The following is a 7,358-nucleotide window of genomic DNA, read 5'->3' on the forward strand; positions in this document are numbered from 1 at the left end:
GGCTATGTTGGATGCCGGCGGTTACCGGCCGTATTCGGCCAGCACGGCCGCCGCTTTCACGGCCGTCTCCCGTTCAACGCTGTAAGCCAGGCGTATATGTCCCGGACGGCCGAAGCCCGATCCCGGCACCACAATGACTCCCTTGTCCCTCAGTGCGGCACAGCAGGCGACGTCATCCGGTTCCGGGCACTGCGGGAAGATGTAGAAGGCGCCTGTCGGCTCAACCAAACGGAATCCTCCGCGCCTCAACCCGTCGCAGAGAACCGCCCGGTTGTGCCGATACAGGTCCATGTCCACCCGCGCGTCCAGACAAGCCAGAATCGACCGCTGCATCAGCGCCGGCGCGTTCACGAACCCCAGAACGCGCGTCGCCGTCACACAGGCGCTGAACAAGGCCTCCAGCTCGCCGACCGCCGGAGAGATGGCGATGTATCCGATCCGCTCGCCCGCAAGGCCGAGATCCTTCGAGAACGAACTGACGATGATCGAACTGGGGTACTCCGCAAAAATGGCCGGCAAGGGAGCATCGTCATACACGATGTGGCGGTACACATCGTCGGAAATAAGGTAAATCTCCCGCCCATGTCGTTGCGACGCCTCCATGAGAACCGCCGCCATCTCTCTTATCAGTCTGCCTGAGTAGATGACACCCGTCGGATTATTGGGACTGTTGATGATGACCGCTTTGGTGCGATCCGTAATCGCTTCCGCCAGGCGACCAGGGTCCGGCTGAAAGCTCGCGTCCGACTCGACGATCCTGGCGACGCCGTTGTGGTTGTCAATGTAGAAAACATACTCGACGAAAAACGGGGCGAAGATGATCACCTCGTCTCCCGGGTCGAGAATGGCCTTCAACACCACGTTCAGTGCTCCGGCCGCACCACAACTCATGATTACGTGATTCTCGTTAAGCTGAACGCCTTGTTCCCGCGAGACCTGTTGAGCGACGGCCGCACGCGTTTGCGGATACCCGGCGTTGTTCATGTATCGGTGGGTTCCTGAAGCAGGGTCGCCGGCGGCCGATCGCATGCTTTCGAGAAACCGGGAAGGGGGTTCCTCGATCGGATTGCCGAGTGACAAATCAAAAACGGCACCCGCCCCCCGTTCCTTCTTGATTCGCTCGGCGTCCTCGAACATCCTGCGAATCCATGACGAGCGCTGCATCTGTTCCCGCATCTTCTGCGAAATGCTCACGGCTGCCGTCTCCTGCGGCCCAGTTGTAACAGTGTGCGTGAAGACCGTAGGGCATGGTCCAAGCCTTGCGAAGTCCTATGGACGAAGCAGCGCGCAGACCTGCCGGTTCTCGCTGCGGAATCTGGCAGGTCCCGGTCGCACCCGCGACCCCGCCCGTGGCGAGGCAGGCTCGACGTTGCCCTGTCGAACGAATCCGTCGACTTTCGCACACATGCTCGGGCTGCCGGCCGATGGGCGGCGGTCGGCAACCGACATCAGACAATCGGCGAGACGCGCCGCCAGGCCTTCTCGCCGCACACTTGGCATATTACTCGCTGTGATACGGGCAATCCAGCCGGCCCCATGGTATCCTTTTCCGGAAGCTTGGCGGCTTGCCGGCCGCAGCATCAGCGGCCCGAAAGCCCTGTCGCTGCATACGCCCCTACGTGAACGGCTGCTTCCGGGGTGCACGGTTGACTTGGAACATGGAGCTGGCACGAGGTACACTCGCAATGAATCGTGGAACAAAGGGTTTACGGCGCTTGCTTGTCGCCTCGGCGATGGGTGCGGTTGCCGTTGTTCTTGGCGGCTGTTCGGCAGCGCAGTCGCCCGGAGGGCACGCGGTGATCACCCCCGCGACAGAACCGAAAGCCGTCGTCATGACACCAAAGGGCACGGAGCTTCATCGTTCTCTCCTTGTGATAGACGGCCACAATGATTTGCCCTGGCAGATAAGGACCAAGGCGGACTCTTCGTTCGACAAGATGGACCTGCGTCAACACCAGGAGTCCGTCCAGACCGACATTCCGCGACTGCGGCAGGGGGGTGTTGGGGCTCAATTCTGGGTCGTTTATGTCCCCGCGGAGACTGAGAAGAATGGCGGCGCCGCAAAAATGGCCCTCGAGCAATTTGACCTCATCGACCGAATGATCTCGAGGTATTCCGACGTCTTCGAACTGGCACGAACGGCGGCGGACGTCGAGCGCATTTATCGACAAGGCAAGATCGCGGCCCTGATCGGTATCGAGGGCGGCCATACGATCGAAAACTCCCTTGACAACCTGTCGCTGTTCTACGGACGCGGCGCCCGCTACATGGGGCTGACTCACTCGGAAACGACCGACTGGGCGGACTCCGCCACCGATGAGCCTCGTCACGGCGGCCTGTCGGAGTTCGGCAAACGCGTGGTTCAAGAGATGAACCGCCTGGGCATGCTTGTCGATCTGGCCCACGTCTCGGCTGACACCATGCGCGACGCCCTGCGAATCAGCAAGGCTCCCGTCATCGTTTCGCACGCGTCGGCCCATGCGATCGCCGCCCATCCGAGAAACGTGCCCGATGACGTCCTTCGGATGATCGCAGCCGGCGGCGGCGTCGTCATGGTGACTTTCTTCCCCGGCTACGCACATCCGCAAGGCGCACGCGCCATGGCCGGTTACTTTGAGCAGGAACGGGCACTCAAGGCAAGGTACCCGGACCCCCAGGAGTTCAAGAAAGCCTGGCAATCATACAGAAAAGCCAATCCGATTCCCTCCGGCGACGTAGGCATGGTGGTCGATCATATCGACCACATCGTGCGCGTGGCCGGCATCGATCACGTCGGTCTCGGTTCCGACTACGACGGCGTGGGCATGATGCCGCTTCAGCTTGAGAACGTGTCAGGCTATCCGTATATCACGCAGGAACTGCTCAACCGCGGATACTCGGTCGCCGACATTCGCAAAATCATGGGGGAAAACTCGCTTCGCGTCCTGCGCCGCGCCGAGCAGGTCGCTCGCCAATGGTCGAAATAGCACGTCGGTGATCAACCGCACGCCGCATATCCGGAACCGGATGATCTCACCCGCTCAGTTGAGGCAGGCAGCAGGTGCCGCAATTCCGGGACCCGAGAGGCATGCCTCGAAAATCCCGAAATCCGCCTTGTCGACGTCGCTGTCGCCGTCGAGATTGGCATTCTGACAATCCGGATTCTCCTGAGGAACGGACAGGCCTGATAGACAGGCCTGGAAATGACCGAAATCCTCCAAGTCCACGTCGCCGTCGCGATCGAAGTCGCCGGTTACGGGCGTCGGACACCCATGGGCGTCAACGGGCGCCCCCGTAGCGGTGCCAGGGCAGGCGTCGCAGGCGTCGCCCAGTGCGTCGCCGTCGGAATTCTCCTGTTCCGGGTTCACGATCAGCGGGCAGTTGTCCTGCGGGTTGAGGATCCCGTCGCCGTCTACGTCGTCGTCACAAACGTCCCCGACCAAGTCCCCGTCCAGGTCTTCCTGGCCGGGGTTCGCGACGGCCGGACAATTGTCGCACGCATCGCCCAGACCATCTCCGTCTTGGTCTTCCTGCCCGGGGTTGTAGACGCCCATGCAGTTGTCCAGGTGGTCGAATACGCCGTCCAGATCGTCGTCCACCGGCGCAACCTCCAGCACCAGCAGAGTGATCTCGGCATCCTCCATCGTGAAGGCGAAATCCTGCGGTGTAAAACCGGAGGTCACATCCTCCTCCTCCCACCCCAGGCCGCTGTAATCCGTCAGGCTGGTGTCGCCACCGGCGTCGTCGTCGCCGGGCTTGCCAAGATGCCTCAGCTTGGCTGACGTGACCTGGCAGGGGATCAGGCCCATGTTCACAGTGATGGGTTGAGTGTCGTCAAAGTTGAGCCCCCAGATCATGATCGTCGAATCGTCGCCTTCGTTCTTGGTCACGTAAAACCGGAAGTTGCTGTTCGCGGGGTCAAACCCCATCTGCGCGCCGGTGGTGATCAGAACGTTGCCCATATGGCTGACCAGCCCTTGAAACGCCAGCTTTGGGCCAAGTTTGCTTTGCGGTTGCTCCCAGAAGGTGCCTGCCAGCACGCCGTCCTCGGCGAAGGTGAAACACGTCTCAACAACGCCGATGGCATTCGCCACGGAGGCCTGCAGCGTGCCAGGGGCGTCCCAGTTGACGGGGTTCCATTCGGAGGCGATGAAATCACAGCTTGTACGGCCGTTCTGGGCCAGGATCGATCGCATACCGGCCGTGTGGTCATTCAGATACTTCTTGTAGTCACGCAAGGCCGTTGCCAGGCCTTCGAACCAGCCCCAGTTGCTCTTGATGGCCCCGTAGTAGGGATGGTAGGCCACAAAATCCAGTCGAACGCCCGGGTCCGCCGCGAGCGCCGACAGCCACTGTCCGCTGCCGTTCGGATCGGACGGATTGATCAGGCAGGGCCCGAACTTCAGTGAAGGATCCACCGCCAACATCGCCGCACTGATCGTCTTGTACCGGTCGCGATAGTCGGCCGGGCCCAGATAGTGGTTGGTGAGGAAATCACCGTAGCCCCCGAGCTCGGGCTCGTTGCCGATTTCCCAGTATTTGACCGGAGGAACGCTGCCTTCAGCCGGCGTCAGCAATTTGGGCTTGGTGCCCCAATTCACGATCGAGTTGTAGACCCGCAGATCCTCTCCAGCGAGACTCGCCTCGTCACCCTGCCGGTACGATTGAACGATGAAGTTCGTGTACCGAACCCAGTCGGCGGCCAGCCCCTCCGGATTGGCGGTCTGGCAGACGAACACTCCAGGATAGTTCGGGTTCGACCAGTCTCTGTACCCACCGCCGAAAAGGTTGGCTGTCAGCACCGGCGCGGCATTGCGGTCGCGTGCGGCCTGCAGGAACTCCAGGGTGGTGAACGCACCGCTCCAAGTGGGCGTGCCCCAGCCGGAGCCGCTATCGACGTTTCGCCAGTCGTAGGTGTCCGCATCCAGACCTCCGGCCAGGCCGCGTCCCATCGAACCGGCAGCCAGGTCCCACAGCGGACTCCACGCCGAGGTGCTGACTGACCGGTAGGGGCACTGTCCGCGAACCCATGAGCTGAACGCCTTGCCCTGGTAGTAGTCGATAATTGGAATATCGCCCGTCGTGGTGACTTGGCTGCCGGGCCCCCACGCCGAGGGACAATAGCCGGCCAGACTCCTTGAGGCCCGCACGCTGAATGTGTACGTCCTCCGTGGCAGCAGGCCGGTAACGGTTTTGTTGCCCCAGGTGCTTTTCGTGCTCCACTGCGGCCGGGGACCCAGTGTCCCGTCGGACTGAACGTACGTCTTTCCGCCCAGACCGGGTGAAATCATGATCGCATAAACGTCGTCAGGGCTGTCACCGGGATCAATCGACACGTCAACGGCGTTGTTTCTTGGATTCGACACCACGGGTGCTCGCGGCGTCGTGCAAGTGGCGGAGCAAGGCTCGGAAACAACGTCAAAGGACATCTGCCCGTCGATCCAGCCGACAATGTACGATGTTCCCCCGATGACACCGTCGGCAGCCCATGCGTCAGCGTCGTTCATCACCGGGTTGAACGCCCAGGCCGGTTTGACGGTGAAGGTCCAGGTCACCGTCCGTGCGCCGCTTCCGCCCGTGGCTTTGCCGGTGACGGTCGTTTCGCATGAGAGGGGCGTGATGTACGTGATGCCACCCCAAGCATCCGTTCGGTAAGCCCAACGCCCGCCGCCCGTGGCATCCGCAATGACCCACGTTCCGCCCCATTGGGTGACGTCGGCATCCGTCTTGCCCCAATTCATGTAGCCGCGGCCTTGGCTCTGGTCGCCGCCGGCCTCGGTGTAATTGAAGAGCACGCGAATACACCGAATGCTGTCATATCCGTCAGGGTCGGAGAAGGTCGTTGAGACCGTGTAAGGAGTCGCGTCGTCGGCAACCACCGTTGAGGAGTTCACGACCGGGAAACTGGTCATGATGGGCGCGCCAGCCCCCCAGCTTGAAGCAGCGAACACCGTAAGCACGACGCATGCCTGCGTCAGCCAAGCCCAAAAACCTTTGTTCACCGGCTCAGTCTCTCCGACATCCGCGACGCGACTACCATGAGTATTGTAACACATGGAGCAAAAACGTCTTGTGGGTGAGAAGGATCTGCGGCCGGATTCTTTGCCTGACCGAAGCCAGGTTATCAGCCGTCCGTCATTCGGCTGGCGAGAGGGCAGAACTGTCGGCTCCTGCTACGCCTGCGCCATCGTCCTTTGCGGACCTTTGCCATGCGGACACCAGGAGACGATCTTAACATACTCCCGCCAAAGGATTTAGGTTGATTGCCGCAAAGTGCTCTGCGTTGCAGGCGAATGCCGGACTCAGCTTGTTTCCTAGGCCCTGAAAATGATATCGAGCCTCTCCTCGGTTTTCAGGACGTGTACTGCGTCGAGAGTGATGGTAACCCGAGAACCATCCTGGCTCATGCTGGCCGGCAGAGATTGACCCGCTGCCGAGACTGCGACGGACCCCGGGCGAAAGCCGGCGGCCAGGTCGAACGCCAGTTTGCGAAGAGTCAGACGGCCGTGCCGAACAACGATAGTTTCGGTTTGGGAGTCGTTCTGCCTGTTCTGCTCGAACGTCCCCCAACCCTCAGCCGATGTGAAGGCGGACCGGAAGTGATCGGGCGACATGCGAGGGGCAAACGCCAGGTAGCCCTGCGGCCCGTGATACTCGAAACCGCAGACGGCAAGGAAAACCCCGTAGCTGGCCATAGCTCGGGCATAGTGATCACCGCACTCAATCTCGTTCCAGGGGTTGCGCTTGCGGGCATGATAGCGGTCGTGGATCATCCGGGTGATGGCCAGGCCTTCCTGCACCATCCCTTCCCAGATCATATGAGCCGCGACCTGGTACTCGAACCCAGTCATGCACTCGTTGAAATAGCCGGCGAAGCCCGCATCCTTGCCGCCGCCGCTGGCGGTTTCCATGCCGCCCTTGGGCCACGTGCACATGAGCAAGCCGCCCTCGCCGGGCATGGCATACCATCGCCCGCCGGGAATCTTGTCCGCAGCCATCAGGCGATAAGGGCCGACGTCGGGTGCGAAGTTGTATCGCCACAACGATCGCAAAGCAGAAAGGGTCGGCTCAAGGGGCACTATTCGTCCCAAGCCGACTTGGTGAGCCCATGATTGCCCGAACAACTGGTCAATATGGCACCCATCGCCCGTGCGAACCGTCTGTGGCTTGTCGGGATCAGGAATGTGAATGAAGTACTCGCCGTTGTAGAGGCGTTCGACCAGTCGCTTTCCGCCGCGATCGACAATCTTCCTGCATCGCTCGGCGAACCCGGCATCGCCCATCTCGACGGCCATCTTCGCGCCGGCGCGCACGGCCGCGAGGTCATGCGAGGAGATCCACGCGATCTGCCCGTACCAAGCGGCGTCGAGGGTGTTGTA

The 7,358-nt window shown here is 61.5% G+C and carries 4 protein-coding genes; 1 reads left to right on the forward strand and 3 read right to left on the reverse strand.

Going from position 1 to position 7,358, the window contains the following annotated elements; genetic code table 11:
• Nucleotides 1-21: 21 nt before the first annotated feature.
• Entirely contained in the window at nucleotides 22-1,194 is a 1,173-nt protein-coding gene (locus PLL20_04680) for a pyridoxal phosphate-dependent aminotransferase (protein ID HPD29265.1), read from the reverse strand.
• A gap of 491 nt (nucleotides 1,195-1,685) precedes the next feature.
• Between PLL20_04680 and PLL20_04685 the strand changes: the two genes are divergently transcribed.
• Nucleotides 1,686-2,966, forward strand: coding sequence for a dipeptidase (locus PLL20_04685; protein HPD29266.1), 1,281 nt, complete (start codon nucleotides 1,686-1,688; stop codon nucleotides 2,964-2,966).
• Nucleotides 2,967-3,020: 54 nt separating this feature from the next.
• Here PLL20_04685 and PLL20_04690 read toward each other — a convergent pair whose 3' ends face one another.
• Together PLL20_04690 and PLL20_04695 are read right to left on the reverse strand one after the other, a co-directional pair.
• Complete coding sequence (locus tag PLL20_04690; GenBank protein ID HPD29267.1) at nucleotides 3,021-5,981, reverse strand: thrombospondin type 3 repeat-containing protein; 2,961 nt, start codon at nucleotides 5,979-5,981, stop codon at nucleotides 3,021-3,023.
• Nucleotides 5,982-6,293: 312 nt separating this feature from the next.
• Nucleotides 6,294-7,358, reverse strand: a 1,065-nt coding sequence (locus PLL20_04695; protein ID HPD29268.1) for a GH116 family glycosyl hydrolase, incomplete at its 5' end; no start/stop codon positions are given.

Source organism: Phycisphaerae bacterium, assembly GCA_035384605.1.
In the GTDB taxonomy this organism is placed as follows: Bacteria; Planctomycetota; Phycisphaerae; order UBA1845; family PWPN01; genus JAUCQB01.

What these genes read in the sequence shown, in the direction of transcription:
- PLL20_04685 (HPD29266.1), top strand. Translation starts at nt 1,686, where the DNA reads ATGAATCGTGGAACAAAGGGTTTACGGCGCTTGCTTGTCGCCTCGGCG.